16 protein-coding genes, 1 tRNA gene and 1 pseudogene are annotated in these 17,854 nt (G+C 71.1%); 12 read left to right on the top strand and 6 right to left on the bottom strand.

Annotated features, from left to right (window positions below; translation table 11 throughout):
• Positions 1 to 11: 11 nt before the first annotated feature.
• Both SM418_RS24260 and SM418_RS24265 read right to left on the bottom strand, forming a co-directional pair.
• A complete protein-coding gene (locus tag SM418_RS24260) occupies positions 12 to 1,250 on the bottom strand; it encodes a LolA-like protein (protein ID WP_371943451.1) in 1,239 nt (412 codons plus the stop codon).
• Positions 1,251 to 1,701: 451 nt separating this feature from the next.
• Positions 1,702 to 2,769: a hypothetical protein gene (locus SM418_RS24265; RefSeq protein ID WP_371943452.1), complete on the bottom strand. Its 1,068-nt coding sequence runs from the start codon at positions 2,767 to 2,769 to the stop codon at positions 1,702 to 1,704.
• 375 nt (positions 2,770 to 3,144) lie between these two features.
• On the opposite strand from SM418_RS24265, the gene SM418_RS24270 reads away from it, so the two are divergent.
• The 4 genes from SM418_RS24270 to SM418_RS24285 are packed head-to-tail and all read left to right on the top strand — an operon-like array spanning position 3,145 to position 6,181.
• Positions 3,145 to 3,516, top strand: coding sequence for an NADH-quinone oxidoreductase subunit A (locus SM418_RS24270; protein WP_371943454.1), 372 nt, complete (start codon positions 3,145 to 3,147; stop codon positions 3,514 to 3,516).
• Between the two features lie 28 nt (positions 3,517 to 3,544).
• Positions 3,545 to 4,594, top strand: coding sequence for an NADH-quinone oxidoreductase subunit B (locus SM418_RS37975; protein WP_443098390.1), 1,050 nt, complete (start codon positions 3,545 to 3,547; stop codon positions 4,592 to 4,594).
• Positions 4,591 to 5,235 carry an NADH-quinone oxidoreductase subunit C gene (locus SM418_RS24280; RefSeq protein WP_371943455.1) on the top strand — a complete coding sequence of 215 codons (645 nt, stop codon included), beginning with the start codon at positions 4,591 to 4,593 and terminating at the stop codon, positions 5,233 to 5,235. Before SM418_RS37975 ends, SM418_RS24280 begins: the two co-directional genes overlap by 4 nt.
• Complete coding sequence (locus SM418_RS24285) at positions 5,228 to 6,181, top strand: complex I subunit 1/NuoH family protein (RefSeq protein ID WP_371943456.1); 954 nt, start codon at positions 5,228 to 5,230, stop codon at positions 6,179 to 6,181. Before SM418_RS24280 ends, SM418_RS24285 begins: the two co-directional genes overlap by 8 nt.
• A 61-nt stretch (positions 6,182 to 6,242) precedes the next feature.
• Here SM418_RS24285 and SM418_RS24290 read toward each other — a convergent pair whose 3' ends face one another.
• The gene (locus SM418_RS24290; RefSeq protein ID WP_371943458.1) at positions 6,243 to 6,854 is read right to left on the bottom strand and encodes a ComEA family DNA-binding protein; all 612 of its coding nucleotides are present in this window, start codon (positions 6,852 to 6,854) and stop codon (positions 6,243 to 6,245) included.
• 366 nt (positions 6,855 to 7,220) lie between these two features.
• On the opposite strand from SM418_RS24290, the gene SM418_RS24295 reads away from it, so the two are divergent.
• The 7 genes and pseudogenes from SM418_RS24295 (at position 7,221) to htpX (ending at position 14,711) form a co-directional block, all read left to right on the top strand.
• Positions 7,221 to 7,760, top strand: coding sequence for a NuoI/complex I 23 kDa subunit family protein (locus SM418_RS24295; protein WP_371943460.1), 540 nt, complete (start codon positions 7,221 to 7,223; stop codon positions 7,758 to 7,760).
• Entirely contained in the window at positions 7,757 to 8,296 is a 540-nt protein-coding gene (locus SM418_RS24300; RefSeq protein WP_371943461.1) for an NADH-quinone oxidoreductase subunit J family protein, read from the top strand. The genes SM418_RS24295 and SM418_RS24300 overlap by 4 nt, the downstream gene beginning before the upstream one ends.
• Positions 8,296 to 8,577, top strand: a pseudogene (gene nuoK / locus SM418_RS24305) (NADH-quinone oxidoreductase subunit NuoK); the annotation flags it as partial. The gene SM418_RS24300 and the pseudogene nuoK, both read left to right, overlap by 1 nt.
• Before the next feature lie 149 nt (positions 8,578 to 8,726).
• Complete coding sequence (locus SM418_RS24310) at positions 8,727 to 10,772, top strand: NADH-quinone oxidoreductase subunit 5 family protein (RefSeq protein ID WP_371943462.1); 2,046 nt, start codon at positions 8,727 to 8,729, stop codon at positions 10,770 to 10,772.
• A 5-nt stretch (positions 10,773 to 10,777) separates the two neighbouring features.
• Positions 10,778 to 12,277 (top strand): complex I subunit 4 family protein, encoded by a 1,500-nt coding sequence (locus SM418_RS24315; RefSeq protein ID WP_371943480.1) that lies wholly within the window; start codon positions 10,778 to 10,780, stop codon positions 12,275 to 12,277.
• Positions 12,277 to 13,743: an NADH-quinone oxidoreductase subunit N gene (locus tag SM418_RS24320; RefSeq protein ID WP_371943463.1), complete on the top strand. Its 1,467-nt coding sequence runs from the start codon at positions 12,277 to 12,279 to the stop codon at positions 13,741 to 13,743. Before SM418_RS24315 ends, SM418_RS24320 begins: the two co-directional genes overlap by 1 nt.
• Before the next feature lie 113 nt (positions 13,744 to 13,856).
• A complete protein-coding gene (gene htpX / locus SM418_RS24325; RefSeq protein ID WP_371943464.1) occupies positions 13,857 to 14,711 on the top strand; it encodes a zinc metalloprotease HtpX in 855 nt (284 codons plus the stop codon).
• A 265-nt stretch (positions 14,712 to 14,976) separates the two neighbouring features.
• Here htpX and SM418_RS24330 read toward each other — a convergent pair whose 3' ends face one another.
• Both SM418_RS24330 and SM418_RS24335 read right to left on the bottom strand, forming a co-directional pair.
• Positions 14,977 to 16,095: an IS630 family transposase gene (locus SM418_RS24330; RefSeq protein WP_371943465.1), complete on the bottom strand. Its 1,119-nt coding sequence runs from the start codon at positions 16,093 to 16,095 to the stop codon at positions 14,977 to 14,979.
• 118 nt (positions 16,096 to 16,213) lie between these two features.
• Complete coding sequence (locus SM418_RS24335) at positions 16,214 to 16,702, bottom strand: YajQ family cyclic di-GMP-binding protein (RefSeq protein WP_371943466.1); 489 nt, start codon at positions 16,700 to 16,702, stop codon at positions 16,214 to 16,216.
• 140 nt (positions 16,703 to 16,842) lie between these two features.
• On the opposite strand from SM418_RS24335, the gene SM418_RS24340 reads away from it, so the two are divergent.
• Positions 16,843 to 16,927 (top strand) — tRNA-Tyr (locus SM418_RS24340).
• Positions 16,928 to 17,450: 523 nt separating this feature from the next.
• Here SM418_RS24340 and SM418_RS24345 read toward each other — a convergent pair.
• The coding region (locus tag SM418_RS24345; protein ID WP_443098391.1) for a DUF6891 domain-containing protein at positions 17,451 to 17,854 on the bottom strand (404 nt) is incomplete at its 5' end.

Consider the following 17,854-nt stretch of genomic DNA (forward strand, 5'->3'; position numbering starts at 1 on the left):
GGACACGCGTCTCACGGACGTCCCGGTGACCGGGACGTGGCGATCTCCGGACCGTCCGACGACTCGGCCGACGGCTCGCCCGGCCCGGGCGTGGCCGGGTTCGGCGTGGCCCGTTCCGGCTTCAGCACCGCCTTGCGCTCGCGGTCGACCTGGGCGAGCAGGTTCGGGAGGTCGGCCGCGTCCAGCGCCTCACCGACGACACGGGCGGACGCCTCGTACGGGTAGGAGCCGGGGTTGTCGAGCGCCTTCCTCATCCAGCTCCGCCACAGCCTGCTCGTGACGGTGCAGCGCAGCACCACCGAGCGGTCGGCCTCCACCGTCCCCGACGTCCGGCAGGAGCCGAGCGGCTTGCCCCGGGACGTGATCGACGCCAGCAGCGCGGCCCGCGCGCCGTCCGGCACCGTCCTCTCGGGGGCGGTCAGCGTGGCGGGCAGGCTCACCGTGCAGCCGTTGGTGTTCTGGTCGCAGTTGCTGAACGTCAGCGTGCCCGGCCTGAACTGCAGGGTCGGGTCGCCCGCGCCGCCCAGCGCCGCCACCCTCGGGCGCAGCTCGGTGAACAGCGTCGCGGGCGCGGCCACGGGCGCTGCGGTGAACCGCGGCGCGTTCTGCCCGGCGGCGCGCACCGACAGCAGCCGGTACGGGGCGGCCGTCGTGATCAGGTACTCGGCGGCCGAGGTCTTGACCCGGTACGCCCGGACGCCGTTCACGCTCTCCGTCGGCGTGCTCCCGGACGTCTTCGCCAGCGTCTTGGCGATGGCCTTCGGCCCGAGGACGGCCGTGACGTCGAAGCCCGGTACCGACGCGGGCGCCTTCGACCAGCGGCCCGCGTAGTAGTCCGGATGTGTGATCTCACCCGCGTAGTCGCGCCAGAACGCGAGCCCCGCCTTGATGTAGGTGGTGCCGTCGATCGCGACGACGTCCGCCGCCAGCGTGCCCGCGACGATCTGTCCCGTCGCCGAACCCGACGGCGTCACCCGCAGATGAGCCTGGACGGGCCGTCCCTTCAGCGTCATGGTGCCGTCGTAACGCACGCCCGTCCCGGACGTGAGCCCGTGCCCTGCCGCGACCGTCCAGGCAGGAGGAGGCGCGGACACGGTGGGCGTGGCCTTCTGCTTCGCCGGCTCGCCCTCCCCGCTGAACGCGACCGCTGCCACGGCACCGCCCACGACCAGGACGACGGCCGCGACCCCGCCGACGGCCATGACCCGCGCCGCCCGCCCCCGGCGCTGCCGGCCGCCCTTCCCCGGCAAGACCGGACCGCCTCCAGGAGGAACGGGGCCTCCAGGCGGAACGGGGCCTCCAGGCGGAACCGGGCCGCCGGGCGGAACCGGCCCGTCAGGCGGGACGGGGCCGCCGGAAGGTGAGGTGCGGTCGCCCATGGGGTGGGGGAGCGGGGGCGTGGGCGACGGGTTGTCCTGTTCAGCGCTCACTCGGGGCTCACTCTGCTCTCACTTCCGGGGCCAGGTTCCGGCCCGACCGTCAGGCACAAAGCAAGGGATCTGGAAGCGTCCTCCAACGGGGCCGGCGAGGCTCGGGACCGATGCGGGGGGTGAGGGCGGCCCGCCGGGGCCCTGGAGGGGCGTCTCCACAGAGCATAAGGGTGCCCGATGGCGCTTCCCTCGGACGGGAGAAGGGCCACCGGGCACCCGGGTCGCGCAGGATCAGCGCACGGTGTCCGGCACCATGAGCCTCACCTGCGGCTCATTCGCTTTCGAGGCCGTTCTGCAGGGCCTGCACCTCCGTGGACGTGGCGCCGATCACCTTGTACTGGGCGTGCTTGTAGAAGGTGCCGCCCGTGGACTTGGCCCAGCTCTGCCACGCGCTGCTGCTGACCCGGCAGCTCGCCCACTGCGAGGAGGAGCCGCTGATGGTGATCCGGGTCGTGCAGTTGCCGAGGTCCCGGCCGGTCAGCGTGCCGGCGGTGAGCCGGAACCGCACGTCGATCGTGACGGGCTTCTCCACGTTGTACGGCGGGCGGATGCTGGCCTGCACCGTGCAGCCGGAGCTGCCGTTGCAGCCGCCCTTCTTCCACTCGTCGACCGACGGCCGGGCCGAGCCGTTGAAGGAGTCCCGCAGCTCGCCCATGCTCGACCGCATGTCCGAGATGAGGGAGGAGGCGTCACCGGAGTCCTTCGGGGTGACGTCCAGCGCGACGCGCGGCGAGGTGGCCTCGTAGCGCAGCAGCTCCGCGTCATCCTCGTCGGTGATGTAGATCGTGGACGAGAAGGTGCTGAACTTGAGGGCCTTCTTGCCCTGCCACGTGGTCTTGACGGGATCGACCCGCGAGATCCGGGCGGAGCGCACCTTGGTCGCCAGCGCCGCCGGCGAGAGCTGCGTCTTGAAGTCGAGGTCGAGTTCGTCGTCGCTCAGCCGGCCCCACTGCTCGCCGGACTTGAGGTAGAACGGGTCGTCGGTCGCGGAGATCTCCCGGTCCCAGTACGACTTGTCGGCCTTCACGAACAGCTTGCCGTCGGCCGCCAGGACGGTGACGTTGTTGCCGCCCCAGGTGACGGGGCCCATCGCGCGTCCGCCCTTGGTGACGTTCAGCTCGCCGCTCAGCGTCTCGGAGCCGCCAAAGGTGCCCTTCAGCTGGACGGCGCGGGCCGTGTCCATGTTGAGGGCCGCGGCGGTCAGCTTCTCCTCGGGCGACTTGCCGCCGCCCACCGACACCGCGTACACGACGACGGCGACGATGATGAGGAAGACGAGGCCGCCGCCGATGAGCCCGATGACCAGGCCGCCGCCTCCGCCGCGCCTCGGCGGTGGCATGGCGGGGCCCATCGGGGCGCCGGGGGGCGGCGGGAAGAAGGGGGGCGGGGTCCCCGGGCCGCCGAAGCCGCCGGGCGGCGGGGGCCCGCCCTGACCACCGGGAATACCTGCGTTTCCGGGTCCGCCCGGACCGGGACCGCCGGGCCCTGCCGGCGGCGGCGGAGGCGGCCAGGAGGCACCGCCCGGGGATTCCCAGCCCGGGGGAGGCGGGGGGTTGCTCATCCGGTCACGTCCTTCCAGGTCAACCAGACCCAATGCAAATCTAGTGTGCAGTAGAACCATGACATTGTGATCCTCCGGCGTGGAGGTACGACGCCACACTCCTCTGATCTGCCTCAGGGGGATACTGGATGGGACGCACGCGAGGAGGACCTGGTGCATAACTATTTCGACACATATGTCGTGGTGGTCGTATTGCTCCTCGTCGGCGTGGGCATCGTCGGCGGCGCGCTCGCCGCCAACCGGTTGTTGCGCCCGCATCGTCCCACGGCGGAGAAGCTGACCACCTACGAGTGCGGCGTCGACCCGGTCGGCGAGGGCTGGGCCCACTCCTACGTCCGCTACTACGTCTTCGCCTACCTGTACGTGGTGTTCGCCGTCGACGCGGTGTTCCTGTTCCCCTGGGCGACGGTCTTCTCCGCGCCCGGCTACGGGGCGACGACGCTCGGTGAGATGTTCGTCTTCCTGGCGTTCCTGGCCACGGGGCTCGCGTATGCGGGCAAGAAGGGCGTCCTCTCCTGGGTGTGACGTCCCGTGGCGCTGTAACAATGGCGGTGTGGGCACCATCGATCTACCGCCGCCGAGCGTGGGACCGCTGTCGCGGGTCGCACCGAAGCCGATCAAGTTCGTGCTCAACTGGGGCCGCCGCTACTCGCTGTGGGTCTTCAACTTCGGCCTGGCCTGCTGCGCCATCGAGTTCATCGCGACGTCGATGAGCAGGCACGACTTCATGCGGCTCGGCGTCATCCCGTTCGCGCCCGGCCCCCGGCAGGCCGACCTGATGGTCGTCTCCGGCACCGTCAGCGACAAGATGGCCCCGGCGGTGCGGCGGCTGTACGAGCAGATGCCCGAACCCAAGTACGTCATCTCGTTCGGCGCCTGCTCCAACTGCGGCGGACCCTACTGGGACTCCTACTGCGTCACCAAGGGCGTCGACCAGATCATCCCCGTGGACGTCTACGTGCCGGGCTGCCCGCCCCGTCCGGAGGCGCTGCTGCAGGGCATCGTCCACCTGCAGGAGAAGATCGCGGGGGAGTCGCTCGGCGACCGGTACTCCGGCGGCGACGCGCACACCCCGCCGCCCCCGCCGCGCCCGCTGTCGGCCACGGTGCTGCGCCGTCCGCTCCAGCCCCCGCCCCCGCCGGCGGACGAGGAGGAGACGTTCGAGCACTGGAACGTCATGGGCGACGAGGTCCGCCGGGAAGGCGAAGGAGCCGAGGACGAGACGAAGCCCGTCCGGCACCTCGGCGACCTCGCCGCCGCGCCCGGCGAGCCGGAACCGGCTCCCGCCCGTCCGGACGACGAGACGCGCCCCGTGCCCGTGGCGCCCGACGACGAGACGGCCCCGGTGCCGGTGATACCGGACGACGCGGCGTCTGACGACGAGACGACTCCAGTGCCAGTGGTACCGGACGACGCGGTACCGGACGACGCGCTGCCGGACGAGACGGTGCCGGAGGACGCGCCCCCGATCCACCCGGCCGACGAGGTGACCCGGCCCGTCCCGGCGGTCGAGGAGGACACCTGGTCGGCCGATCACGACCCGTCGATCATCCCCGGGCTGGTCGACGACGATCATGACGACCAGATCGGGCGGGACCGGTGAGCGCCGCCGAACTCGCCGACGCCTGGACGGGCCGCTTCGGCGACGAGGTCAGCACCGAGGAGACCTTCGGCGGCCTCGCCGTCGGCGTCCCGCCCGAGCACTGGCTGGACGCGCTGACCTTCGCGCGCGACGACCTGGCCTGCGGGTTCTTCGACTGGCTGACCGGCGTGGACGAGGCGGAGAACGGTTTCGCCGTCGTCGTCCACGTGTACTCGCTGGAACGTCGCCACCATGTGCTGGTCCGGACGCGTGTCCCGAAGCGGGCCCCGGTGCTGGCGACGGCGACGGGCGTCTACCGGGGCGCCGCGTGGCATGAGCGCGAGACGGCGGAGATGTTCGGGGTCCTGTTCGAGGGCCACCCGAACCTCGTCCCGCTGCTGCTTCCGGACGGGTTCGAGGGCCACCCGCTGCGCAAGGACTTCGTGCTCGCCGCCCGGGTGGCCAAACCCTGGCCCGGCGCCAAGGAACCGGGCGAGTCGGGCCACGGCGCGCCGAGCCGCCGCCGCGTCCGCCCGCCCGGCGTCCCGGAGGAGGGCCGTTGGGCGGCCGCGGCGGAGCGCCGGCGGAGCGAGGACCGCGCGGAGGCTCCTCCTCGGGGGCCCGGGGGGCGCGCCCCGGAAGGGCAAGGCCCGGATGCTTGAGATCGTCGTCAAGCTGGCGCTGGTCGCGGCGGCGTTCGCGTTGCTGCCGCTGCTGGTGGGGCAGGCCGAGCACAAGGTCATGGCCCACATGCAGGGCCGTCTCGGCCCCATGTACGCGGGTGGTTTCCACGGCTGGGCGCAGCTGGTCGCCGACGGGGTCAAGTTCGCGCAGAAGGAGGACGTGGTCCCGCGCGACGCCGACCGGCGGGTGTTCAAGCTGGCGCCGGGTGTGGCGCTCGTCCCGTACCTGCTGGTCCTGCTGGTGATCCCGATCGGGCCGGGCGGGCAGGTCGCGCTGGACCTTCGGCCCGGGATCTTCTTCGCGCTCGCCGTCATGGGCGTCGGCGTGATCGGCGCGATCATGGCGGGCTGGGCGTCGGCGAACAAGTACTCGCTGCTCGGCGGCATGCGGGTCGCGGCGCAGCTGATGTCCTACGAGCTGCCGATGGTGTTCGCGGCCTCGTCGGTGGCGATGGCGGCGGGGTCGCTGGCGCTCACGGACGTCGTGGAGGCGTGGCGCTGGTGGTGGCTGCCGTGGCAGGCGGTCGGCGGCGTGGTGTTCTTCGTCGCGGGTCTCGCCGAGCTGCGCCGGCCGCCGTTCGACATGCCGGTCGCCGACTCGGAGATCATCTTCGGCCCGTACACCGAGTACGGCGGGCTGCGGTTCGCGCTGTTCCTGCTCGCCGAATACGCCGGGATCGTGGTGCTCTGTGCGCTGACGACCGTGCTGTTCCTGGGCGGCTGGAAGGGCCCGTTCCTGAACACCGAGCTGGGCTGGCTCTGGACGCTGCTGAAGGCCGGCGCGCTGGCGTTCTGCGTCATCTGGCTGCGGGTCAGCTACCCGCGCATGCGCGAGGACCAGCTGCAGAAGCTCGCCTGGACCTGGCTCGTCCCGCTGTCGCTCGCCCAGCTCGCGCTGACCGGCGTCCTCAGCGTCGCGCTCTGAGCACCACCGGACCACCGGGCCTCCGGGTCACCAGGCCACCGGGTCGCCGGGCCGCTCCGGGTCAGCGCAGGAAGATCGTGAAGTCGGCCATCTCGGGGAGGACGTCGGGCGGGAGGTCGGCGTCCACGGCCATCTCCTCCACGGACATGAACCCGCCGGTCTCCTCGCGCCGGTGGACGACGCGGTCGACCATCTCCGGCGTCATGCCCGGGAGCGCCTCCAGGATCTCGCGCGGCGCGTGGTTGACGTCGACGAGCCCGCCGTCGTCGTAGGTGCGCGGCACGTCGGGACGGCCGATCCGCAGTTCGCGGGCGAGCGCCGGGTCCTGTGCGGCGAGCGCGCGGGCCTCCTCCCGGAGCGTCCGGCGGTACTTGGCGACCTCGATGGCGTGCTCGTTCTGCCGGTTGTGGGACGCCTTGCCGGGGAAGACGGACGTCCGGACGGCGAACGCGTGCCCGGTGCCCGCGATCCACAGCAGGATCCACAGGAACGACCCGAACACGGTGACGAACTGGTTGCCGGTCTGCACCAGGGCTAGGACGGTGGCCGCGCCGAAGCCGTACCCGGCGGCGGCGCCGCCGAGCCCCCATGACCCGCGCCGGAGGGCGGCGTAGAGGAACGAGAACGGCGTCCCGTAGCCGAGTGTGATGAACGGCACAAACGCCCACAGCACGCCGCTGGTCGCCTCCGAGGGCGGCGGCAGCATCGGCGGCGGCGGGGAATGCGGTGGAGGAAAGGAGGGCGGGCCCGGGTAGGGCGGTCGCGCTCCGGCCGGCCCGTACTGGCGCGGCCCCGGACGGTGGCTCGGCTGCGTGTGCCCGGGTTGCGTGTAGCCGGGTTGCGTGTGGCCGGGGTGAGGGTGTCCCGGCGAGGAACGCGGGCGGCGGCCGCGCTCGGGCTCGTCAGGGCGGTCCGAGTGATGGCTCACATAGCCTCCCTGCCCGTAAGCATGCCACCTACCACACGGCCTGCCCTCCATAGTACGAACGCCGGTCCCATCGCGTTCCGCCCACGCCGATCGTGCGCAATCATGGGGCGCGTGGGACGGCTACCAGGAGGCGGGCTGGCCAAGGGGCTGGCGGTCACGTTGCGGACGATGACGCGGCGGTCCATGACGCGTCAATACCCCGAAGTGCAACCCGATCTGCCACCGCGCAGCAGGGGCGTCATCGCGCTGTTCGAGGAGAACTGCACCGTCTGCATGCTGTGCGCCCGCGAATGCCCCGACTGGTGCATCTACATCGACTCCCACAAGGAGACCCTCCCGGCGGAGGGCGGCGGACGTCCCCGGACCCGCAACGTCCTCGACCGGTTCGCGATCGACTTCGCGCTGTGCATGTACTGCGGGATCTGCATCGAGGTGTGCCCGTTCGACGCCCTGTTCTGGTCGCCGGAGTTCGAGTACTCCGAGTACGACATCGCGGAGCTGACGCACGAGAAGGAACGGCTGCGCGAGTGGATGTGGACCGTCCCGCCGCCGCAGGCCCACGATCCGGCGGCGGAACCGCCGAAGGAAGTGGGCGCGGCGGAGAAGGCGGCGGCGCGGGGAGCCCGCCGCCCTCCCGGGGCGTCCCGGTGAGCGGCCAGGAGGTCGTGTTCACGCTGCTCGGTGTGATCGCGGTCGGTTCGGCGGTTCTGGTGGTGACGACGCGGCGGCTCGTCCACGCGGCGCTGTGGCTGGTGGTGTCGTTCGGCGCGCTCGCGGGCGGCTACCTGGTGCTGACGGCGGAGTTCGTCGCCTGGGTGCAGGTCCTGATCTACGTCGGCGCGGTCGTGGTGCTGCTGCTGTTCGGGATCATGCTGACGCGGGCGCCGATCGGGGAGTCCGCCGACCTCGACTCCGGGAACCGGTGGGCCGCCCTGGCCGTCGCGGCGGGCACGGCGGCCGTCCTGGTCACCGTGCTGGTCATGGGGTTCCGGGACGAGCGGATGCCGCTGCGTGCGGGAGGCGGGTCGGCGGAGGAGCTCGGCGCCGCAGTGTTCCGCACGTGGGTGCTGCCGTTCGAGGTGCTCTCCGTGCTGCTGCTGGCCTCGCTGGTGGGCTCGATCGTCCTGTCGCGCTCCGACATCGGCCCGGCGCGCCCCGGCACGGGCCAGGGCGAGGTGGACGGCTGATGCATCTCGCCTACCCGACGGTCGTCGCCGCGCTGCTGTTCTCCATCGGCGTGTACGGGGTGCTGGCGCGCCGCAACGCGATCCTCGTCCTGATGTCGGTCGAGCTGATGCTGAACGCGGTGAACCTGAACCTCGTCACGTTCGACGTCTGGTACCAGGACCGGCTGCACGGCGGCCAGGTCCTCACGCTCTTCACGATCGTGATCGCGGCGGCGGAGATCGGGCTCGGGCTCGCGATCGTCCTGCTGGTGTTCCGGAACCGGAAGACGATCGACGTCGACCGGCTGCGGACGCTGGCCGAGGACGGCGCAAGCGACAACGGTCACGAGGGCGACGACGGCGAGGGCGAGGGCAGGGACACTCCGCCGCGTCCGGCCGATCCGGACCCCGAGCCCGATCCGGACCCCGAACCCGAGGCGGTCGACGCGCAGTGATCTGGCTCGCCTCCCTGGTGGCTCTGCTGCCGTTCCTCGCCGCGTTCGCCGGAATGCTGTTCGGGCCGTCCCTGACCCGCGTGGTGCGCGGCGTGCCGGGCGGCGGCCCGGGCGTGCTCGCCTGCGCGCCGGTGGCGGTGTCGCTGGTGCTGTCGGCGATCGTCGCGTTCGTCGTGTGGCGCGACCCGGGCGACCGGGTCGGCGTTCTCACGCTCGTCGACACGGGGGCGGTGCCGATCCAGGTCGGGCTGCGGGTGGACGGCCTGGCCGCCGTGGTCGCGCTGATGGTCTGCTGCGTCGCCCTCGCCGTCCAGGTGTACTCGGTCGCCTACATGAAGGACGACCGGCGCTACTCGTCCTACGCGGCGTTCATCTCGCTGTTCACGTCCGCCATGCTGCTCGTCGTCTACTCGGGCGACCTCCTCGTCCTGTACGCGGGCTGGGAGGTCATGGGCATCTGCTCGTACTTCCTGATCGGGCACCACTGGGAGGACCGGGCGAACTCGCGGGCGGCGGTCAAGGCGTTCCTCGTCACGCGGCTCGGCGACGTCGGGTTCCTGATCGGCGTGATCGTCCTCGGCGTGGGCGCCGGGACGTTCGACATCTCCGTCATCGTCGGCTCGGCGGCGGACCTGCCCGGCTCGACGGTCACGGCGGCGGCGTTGCTGCTGCTCGCCGGGGTCGCGGGCAAGAGCGCGCAGTTCCCGCTGCACACCTGGCTCCCGGACGCGATGGCCGGCCCGACGCCGATCAGCGCGCTGATCCACGCCGCGACGATGGTCGCGGCCGGCGTCTACGTCGTCGCCCGGCTGGACATGGTGTTCTTCGCCGCGCCGGCCGCGCTGACCGTGCTGGCCGTCATCGCGGTGATCTCCATGGTCGGCGCGGCGTGCGCCGCCCTCGCGCAGGACGACCTGAAACGCGTCCTGGCGTACTCGACGATCAGCCAGCTCGCGGTGATGGCCGCCGGGCTCGCGGTCGGCGCGAAGTCGGCGGCGATCTTCCATCTGCTCACGCACGGGGCGTTCAAGGCGCTGCTGTTCCTCGCCGCCGGATGCGTCATCGTCACCGCCGGGTCGACCATGCTGGCGCACTTCGGCGGGCTCCGCCGCGGCATGCCGGTCACGTTCTGGTCGATGACGGTCGGCCTGGCCGCGCTCGCGGGAGTCCCGCCGTTCAGCGGCTGGTTCAGCAAGGACTCCGTCATCGAGGCCGCCCAGCATTCCGCCCTCCACGGCGGCGAGTCGGACCTGTTCACCGCGCCGGTCGGGACGGGCCCCGCTGCACCGCCGGAGGTGGTTGCTCTTCCGGCGTCCCCGCCGCCGCAGTCCTTTGGGCTCCCGAGATGTGTTTTCGACCCGTCGAACAGCTGTCCCGTGGCGGGCCCGAACGTGGAGGTTCGGGGGACTGCGCCTGGACTCGCCGTGCACGCCTACAGCGTGGACGTGCCCGTCGGCATCGCCTGGCTGGTCTATCTGGGGCTGGTGGTCACGGTCGCGCTGACGGCGGCGTATGCGATGCGGACCTGGCTGATGACGTTCTTCGGCGAGCCGCGAGGTTCCTACGAGATCCGGGAGCCGTCCAAGTTCATGACCTGGACGGTCGCGGCCATGGCCGTCCCTGCCGCGATCCTCGGATTCTTCGGGCTCGGTGCTCCGGAACTGCGTCCTCAGATCGGGGCGTCGTTGCTCAGCGTCCTGCTGCTGGTCCTTGGGGCGGGTGCCGCCTACCTGGTGTGGAACCGTGATCCGGCACTGGATCCTGCGCGCGCGCTCGGCCGGGTCCGTCCCGTCTTCGCACGGGCCTTCTTCGTGGACGAGTTGTATGCGGCGGCGATCGTCCGGCCCGTCCAGGCGCTGGCGCGTCACGTCGTCACCTTCGACAAGGCCGGCGTGGACGCCGCAGTCATCGGCACGGGACGCGCCGCGCGGCGCCTCGCCGGGGTCCTCCGCGTCCCGCAGAACGGCAACCCGCAGACCTACCTCACCGGCCTGCTCGCCGGAGTCGTCGTCATCGTGGCCGGGGTGGTGATCTTCCTTTGATCTTCGTGCTGATGATGGCGATCCCGCTCTGCGGGGCGCTGGCTATGCTCGTCCCGGCGAACCGGTTCCTGCGCACCGGCTTCGCCGTCCGCGCGTTCGGGACGGCCGTGTCCGGCGCGACGCTGCTGGTCGCCGTGTCGGCGCTCACCGCGTTCGACTTCGGCGCCACGTCCCGCATGCAGCTGGAGATCGACCGGGAATGGGCGCCCGCGATCGGCCTGCGCCTCCACCTCGGCGTGGACGGGATCTCCCTGCCGCTGGTCGTCCTCACCGCGCTGCTGACGTTCCTGTGCTTCCTCTACACGCTGCGGCACCCGCCGGCGGGCGACCGGATCCGGCTGCTCACCGCGCTCCTGCTCGTCCTGGAGATCGGGATGCTCGGCACGTTCGTCGCCCTCGACCTCGTGCTGTTCTTCGTGTTCTTCGAGACCGTCCTCGTCCCCATGTACGCGGTCATCATGCTGTGGGGCGGGACGGGACGCCGCGCCGCCGCCTCCAAGTTCATCCTCTACACCCTCCTCGGCTCCGGCCTCCTCCTCGCCGGGATGCTGCTCGTCGGCGCGAAGGCGGGCACGCTCGACATGACCGCGCTCGCGGACCGGCACGGATCCGGGCTGCCGCGGGGCCTCCAGATCACGGCGTTCGCGCTGATGGGGGTCGGATTCGCCGTCAAGGCGCCGATGTGGCCGCTGCACACCTGGCTGCCCGACGCGCACACCGAGGCGCCGACCGTCGGGTCCGTCCTGCTCGCCGGGGTGCTGCTGAAGATGGGCACGTACGGGCTGGTGCGCGTCGCGCTGCCGCTCGCCCCGGACGGGGCCGCGTTCTGGGCGCCGTGGCTCGGCCTCCTCGCCGTCATCGGGATCGTCTACGGCGCGCTCGCCTGCCTCGCCCAGCGCGACCTCAAACGGATGATCGCCTACTCGTCCGTCGGGCACATGGGCTTCGTCCTGCTCGGCATCGCGACCCTCACCCCGGTCGGGATCAACGCCGCGCTGTTCGGCAACATCGCGCACGGGCTGATCACCGGCCTGCTGTTCTTCCTCGCCGGCTCGGTCAAGGAACGCTGGTCGACCACCGACATGGCCGCGATCGGCGGCGGCATGCTCGGCACGTCGCCCCGGCTGGCCTCGGTCCTGACGTTCGCGTCCGTCGCCTCCCTCGGGCTGCCGGGCCTCGCCGGGTTCTGGGGCGAGGTGCTGGCGCTGGTCGGCGCGTACCAACCGCACGCCGACCTGCCGCGCGAGACGTTCGTGACGTTCATGGCCGTCGCCGCGCTCGGCGCCGTGCTCACCGCCGCCTACTTCCTGCGGATGCTCGCCAAGCTCACCCACGGGCCCCAGCCGTCCGGTGACGTCCCGCAGGGGCCGCTCGCCGCCGTCTCCGTGCAGGAGTACGCGGCCTGGACTCCGCTGATCGCGCTGACGCTGCTCGTCGGTCTCTGGCCGAAGACCCTGCTGGACGTGACGACCGGCCCCGTCCACACGCTGTTCGGAGGCGGCTGATGATCCAGGGCATCGACTACGCGGCCATCGCGCCGCCGCTGATCCTCGCCGTCGCCGCGATCGGGCTGCTACTCGCGGACGCGTTCGACGTGCCGCGGCGCGTCCTGTCCCTGGTGTCGGCCGGGTCGCTGCTCACGGCCCTGATCGCCGTGATCGTGCTCGCGGCCGGCGAGCGGCGCGCCACGTTCTGCCTGCCGGACGGCCTGCGCTCCGGCGGGCCGCCCTCCTGCTCCTACGTCGTGGACGACTTCACCGTGCTGTTCCAGGAGATCGTCCTCGGCGCCGCCGTGATCGTCGTCCTGCTGTCCCTGCGGGAGATCACCGAGTCCAGGATGCCGGTCGGCGAGTACCACTTCCTGCTGCTCGCCGCCGTCATCGGCGCTCTGGCGCTGGTCGCCGCCCGCGACCTCGTCCTGCTGGTGGTCGCACTGGAGACGCTGTCGCTGCCGGTGTTCGCCCTCGTGGCCCTCCGCCGCTACGACGGGACGGCGTCCGAGGCCGCGCTGAAACTGTTCCTCGTCTCCGTCGTCTCCACCGCGATCATGCTGTTCGGGATCAGCCTCGTGTACGGGGCGACCGGCGCCATGCACCTGGACCGGATCGCGCCCACCCTCGCCGATCTTCCCTCCGACCTGGATCCGATCGCGTCGGTCGGCTCCGTCCTCGTCCTCGCCGGGTTCGCGTTCAAGGTCGCCGCCGTCCCGTTCCACTTCTGGGCACCGGACGTCTACCAGGGCTCCCCGCTCCCCGTCGCCGCGTTCCTGTCCGTCGTGTCGAAGGCCGCCGGATTCGCCGGGCTCGCCATCGTCCTCGCCCTCGGCCTCCCCGCGTACGCGCACGTGTGGGGTCCGGTCATCGCCGTCCTGGCCGCGTTCACCATGACGCTGGGGAACCTGCTCGCGCTGCGGCAGCGGACCGCCATCCGGCTGCTCGCCTGGTCGTCCGTCGCCCAGTCCGGCTACATGCTCGCGCCCCTGGCCGTCGGCGAGCACCGCCTCGCCGAGGCCGTCGCCGCCACCGTCGCCTACGTCGCCCTCTACACCGTCATGAACCTCGGCGCGTTCGCCGTCGTCATCGGCTTCCACCGCCGCCGCACCCTGGACGACTACCGGGGCCTCGCCCACCGCAACCCAGCCGCCGCCACCGCCCTCGCCTTCTTCCTGATCTGCCTCGCGGGCCTTCCGCCCGGCGTGATGGGCCTGTTCGCGAAGGTCGTCGTCTTCCGCGCCACCGTCGCGGGCGACGCCACCTGGCTGGCCGTCGTGCTGGCGATCAACACGGTGATCGGGCTGTACTACTACCTGGCCTGGGCCGTCCGCCTGTTCACCCCGTCCCGCTCGGACGAGCACCTCGCCGCAGCTCCCGGCCTACCTGCCCGCGTCGCGATCACCGCCACCGCCGCGGCGGCGGTCGTGCTGTCGGTCGCACCGCAGATCGTCCTGCAGACTGTGGCACGGGCCATCTAGCCGGTCACCTCGGCGCGGCCCGCGAGCCGGCGGCGGCGTCCCGCCGGGGCAGGAACATTGACCCAGGTCAAACCGTTGATGTTCATGCCGGAGTCGACGGGGAGGCAACGGAAGTGCGGAGCAACGGCGTCAAGACGGCGGCACTGATCGCAGCGCTGTCCGCCCTGATGCTCGTCGCCGGATGGACGTTCGGCGGCACGGCCGGGCTGACGATCGCGCTGGTCATCGCCCTCGGCACCAACGGCTTCGCCTTCTTCTTCAGCGACCGGATCGCGCTGCGCTCCATGCGCGCCCACCCGGTCGGCGAGGTCGAGGCGCCGACGCTGTACCGGCTCGTCCGGGAACTGTCCACCTCCGCCCGGCAGCCGATGCCGCGCCTGTACGTCTCCGAGACCCGGCAGCCCAACGCGTTCGCCACCGGCCGCAACCCGCGCAACGCCGCCGTCTGCTGCACCCGCGGCATCCTGCACATCCTGGACGAACGCGAACTGCGCGCCGTCCTCGGGCACGAACTGTCCCACGTCTACAACCGCGACATCCTGATCTCGTCCGTCGCCGCCGCCATCGCCACCGTGATCACCTACCTGTCCCACCTGGCGATCTTCCTGCCGCTCGGCCGCGCCGACGACGATGACGGCCCCGGCGTCCTCGGCGCGCTCCTCATGCTCGTCCTCGGCCCGATCGCCGCCGCCGTCGTGCAGATGGCGATCTCCCGCACCCGCGAGTACTCCGCCGACGCCGCCGGCGCCCTCCTCACCGGCGACCCGCTCGCCCTGGCCTCCGCCCTCCGCAAGATCGACGCCGGAACCCGGGCGATGCCGCTGCCCCAGGACCCCGAGCTCGCCACCACCAGCTCCCTGATGATCGCCAACCCGTTCGCCGGCGCCGGCATCGGCAAGCTCTTCTCGACCCACCCGCCCACCGCCGACCGGATCGCCCGCCTGGAACGCATGGCCGGACGCCGCTAGAGCACCGACGGCATCCCCCGCAGGCTCGGCGTGCGCGGCCCCGCCCCCGTCCGGCGGCCACGGCCCACCCGTCCCCGCGTCCTCACCGTCGCGTTCCCGGCCCCACCACTCTCGCCGCAACTTTGTCCGGGTTCGAGCGAACCACTCGGGACGCTGCCGCGTCATAGAACACGAGAGCGCGCCGGCTCCTTCTGCGGGGGATGGAGTCGGCGCGCGCTCTGTTCAGGCGACTAGTGCGGTGACCACGAACGTTCGCCGGGTCTGGTCATGCTGCTTTGGGGCGGGGTCGTCCCCAGCGTTGCTGGCGTTCGCTGCGGACGCGGGCGCGTTCGCGGCGTTGGGCGGCCAGCACGTCGGGGTGGCGGGCGTTGGCGTTGCGCCAGCGCAGGTAGGCCTGGATCTCCCACGCCAGCACGGTGTGGTTGGGATGGTTGGAGTTGCCGATCACGAAGGTGCGCAGCGGCCCGAACTGCGCCTCGATCGGGTTGGCCCACGAGGCATAGGTCGGTGTCAGGCACAACTCGACGTTGTTGCGGGCCGCCCACGCCCGGATCTGCGGGGTCTTGTTCGCCGACAGGTTGTCCAGGATCACGTAGATCGGGGCGCCGTCCGGTCGGGCGGCGCGGATCGACTTCAGCGCCGCCAGGGTGTTGGCGCCGCTCTTGCCGCGGCGGGTGACGCCCCACAAGGTGTCATCGCCCAGCGAGTAGCAACCGTGGAAGTAGCGGACCCCGTGAGTGCGGCGGTAGGTGCCCGGCAACCGGTCCGGCCGACCCCGCGCGGCCCAGCCGCTGCCGTGGCAGGGCCGGATCGACAGCGGCCCGAACTGGTCGAAGGCGAAACACCGGTCCGCGAACCGGGTCGTGACCTCCTCGATCCGGTCCAACTTGGTGTCGAAGTCGGGGTCGTTGGAGGTCTTCCAGGTGCGGGTGCGCTGGAAGGTGACCCCGTGAGCGTGCAGGAGCTGGCGCAGCCGCTCACGCCCGATCCGGATCTCGCGGTCGCTGTGGTCGGCGAGGTGCTGGGCGAGTTTGCGGACGCTCCAGCAGGTGAACGGGCGCCCGAGCTTGGCCGGACGCGTTCGGGCCGTCTCGATGATGAACGCGATGTCATCATCGCTGATCAGGCGGGGACGGCCTCCCGCCCAGTCAGGGTCCAGGCAGGCCAGCCCCCGCCGGTTGAAGTCATGGATCACGTCCCGGACGGTGTCCTCGTGCGCGGCGACCAGGCGCGCGATCGCCGGGGCCGGTGTACCCGCCGCCGACGCCTGGACGATCATCGCCCGGCGGACCCGGATCGACTCGTGCTTGCCCCGCCGGATGATCTGCTGCAGCCGGCGCCCCTCGTCCTGGGTCAACCGCCGTGCTCTGACCGGCTCTGCCACCAGCCCGCCCCTCCCTCGACAACGACCTGTCGTCATCGAGGGTGGAGCCGATCAACCTCTCCGTCCCGGACCCCGCCCGGCGTGTCACCCAACCCGGTGAACGTTTGCGGTCACCGCACTAGCGGTAGTTCACGAACTGAAGCGCCACATCAAGATCCTTGCCCTTGAGCAGCGCGATGACGTCCTGCAGGTCGTCCTTCTTCTTCGAGCTGACCCGCAGCTCGTCCCCCTGGATCTGGGCCTTCACGCCCTTCGGCCCCTCGTCCCGGATGATCTTCCCGATCTTCTTGGCGTCGTCCTGCGCGATGCCCTCCTTGAGCCCCACGCTCAGCTTGTGCACCTTCCCGGACAGCTTCGGCTCGCCCGCGTCGATCGCCTTCAGCGAGATCCCCCGCTTCACGAGCTTGTCCTTCAGGACGTCCAGCACCGCACTGGCCCGCTCCTCCGTGTTCGCCTGGATCTCGATCGACTCACCCGACCACTTGATCCCCGCGTCCACGTTCCTGAAGTCGAACCGGTTCGCCACCTCCTTGGCGGCCTGGTTCAGCGCGTTGTCGACCTCCTGGCGGTCGAGCTTGCTGACGATGTCAAAAGAGCTGTCGGCCATCGCACACCCATCCCCTCAGCAGCACCTTCGCGATCCGAAGAGCGTATCGACTCCCCGTGCCCCGGACGCCCCGCTTCGATGTCACACGCACTCCCGGCGTCCGCTATCCTTTCGAGTGCCGTCGCGCAAGCGACAGCCACGGCGGGTTGCCCGAGTGGCCAATGGGAGCGGACTGTAAATCCGTCGGCTTAGCCTACGCAGGTTCGAACCCTGCACCCGCCACCATGACACAGAACGGCCCCTGACCAGGCAAGACGGTCAGGGGCTGTCTGCTTTCCAAGATCGTCCCACTGCCGTCAGACGCCACGACATGCAACTCGGTGACCTCGGTTGTCGGAACACCAGAGTGCAGGCAGAGCGACATGCCCCGCAGGCGCGCGAACGGCCGCCGTGCTGGGGGAGAAGCCATGTGAAGGCCAGCGCCCGAACCGCTGCCCACACGTCCCGTAGGTCCTCGGCCCCACGACGTCGGCCCGTTCAGGCTGGAACAGACGACCGTCCTTGGCCGTCCCGAACTCCTCGGTGTGCTCTTTGAGGATCTTCACCAGGACGGGGACCGCGACGCCTCTGCCTTGCCACCTGGCTGACGGCGGTCATGGGGGACGTGCTGCCGTCCGGCCATCCAGTCTCACGGGGGCGAGGTTCGTACATGTCTCCGCGGGGGGCTCGGACTCTGGGCAACTCAGCTCGCGTGGTGGTGGTCGTCTGGGGCTGGGGGTGGTGCGCGTCGTTTCGCCGCTCCGGGCACTCAGGCGACCAGGCGGTTGCGCCACTCCATGAATACGGTGATGCGTTCCGCGGGCGAGCCTTCCCATTCGGTGCGGAGTCCCTCGGCTTGGAGTGCTGCCACCACACGCTCGCCGACCTCGACCACCTTCTGCGTCTCAGATTCTGAGCCGAATGTGCCGTACGAGAGGAGAAGTTCGTCGTCGAACAGGACGCTTTCGGTGTCCTGTTCATGGAAGAACACGTATCCGTCCATGACGGAGCCCTCGGGAATCTGACCAGCGATCTCGGTCACGCCGCATGACTGACCCTTTTTCATCCTCGGGCGGGTCGGTTGATCACAGCATGATCGCGAGTTGATGGAGTTCCTTCGGACGTAGAGAAGCCCCTGGTAGACGGGTTGATCACCACAACCCACACCGTCTC

It is taken from the genome of Actinomadura chokoriensis, assembly GCF_041463665.1.
GTDB lineage: Bacteria > Actinomycetota > Actinomycetes > Streptosporangiales > Streptosporangiaceae > Spirillospora > Spirillospora chokoriensis_A.